Raw genomic sequence first — 1,062 nt, 5'->3', positions numbered from 1 at the left:
AATTTGGAGAAAATTCTATTTGTTCTTTCTTTAGTTTTTCTTTCAATAAATTAGTAAAAACTACTTTTGGGGTAGTTTCGTCTTCAATAAGTCCAGATTTTATAGGCTTTACAATACAATTTGTATTATTCGTATCATAAAAATCTAATGAATCTGTATATATATTAGTAACAATCGTATTTGGGATATTGAAGCCGATAGATTTTGCAAGTTCCAACTGATAAACTTTATTTTCGGCTTCTCTTATTGCATAAACTGGACTTATCCAATAAGAATCTTTTAATATTTTATATAACCCTTCTAAAGTGTAGTAGAATTCATTTCTAAGGAACAAAATTTCACCATTACTTAAATCGGTTGAATCTATACTGGGAAGTTCTGGTCGTCTAAAATATACTGATGTAAATTCCTTTAGATTGAATTGCCTATTAAGAATGGTATCAGAGAGTATGAACAGATTTTTTTGAAAGTCAAAAGTAAGGAAACAACTTTTAGAAAGCTCTTCAGTATTAAATCTGTAGAAATATATCGCTCTTTCTTTTAGTCGCTTCACCACGAAGTCTGAAGTCAAATCATTTTTATTAGTTATAATTAGGACTTTCGTCATCTCGTTCTTGGTGTGTAAATGTTTTTGTTTTTAAAGCCAAAAGAAGATTACATTCATCGTCTCGTTCTTGATTAGCTCTTGATTAGCTCTTGTCTTTGTTTGTAACTCTAATACATTATTGTTATCGTCACTTTCGCTCATCACTTTAGTTTTTGTAAGTAAGGTTATATCTTCTTGTGATGAGTCTATAAAAGCAATTTTCTGATTTTTAACATTTATCACATTCAAGGACTCCGAGAAATCATATTGATAAATAGTCTCTATTTCTCCTTTCCGTTCAATCGCATATTCTAATATTACTGACTTCATAAAGTCCTATATATTTAATCGTTTTTGCAAAAATAGCGTTAAAAAACGACCTGACAATAAATCTTTAGAAAAATCATTTGCTATTTAAAATTAGAGTTTATATTTAATAGTTTATTAAAGCGTTCTTTTACATAACTTTGTGATTT

General features: G+C 28.3%; 2 protein-coding genes. Both read right to left on the bottom strand.

The annotated features are described in order from the left end of the window. Nucleotides 1-607 (bottom strand): MvdC/MvdD family ATP grasp protein (locus D0T56_RS16535; RefSeq protein WP_221412374.1); only part of this gene is annotated, 607 nt, incomplete at its 3' end. Between the two features lie 30 nt (nt 608-637). After that, a complete protein-coding gene (locus D0T56_RS16530) occupies nt 638-916 on the bottom strand; it encodes a hypothetical protein (protein WP_163321268.1) in 279 nt (92 codons plus the stop codon). Nucleotides 917-1,062 lie beyond the last annotated feature (146 nt).

The organism is Dysgonomonas sp. 520 (assembly GCF_010501095.1).
In the GTDB taxonomy this organism is placed as follows: domain Bacteria; phylum Bacteroidota; class Bacteroidia; order Bacteroidales; family Dysgonomonadaceae; genus QVMP01.
Note: the sequence above shows the minus strand (reverse complement) of the source record. Positions and strands in the feature narration are given on the sequence as shown.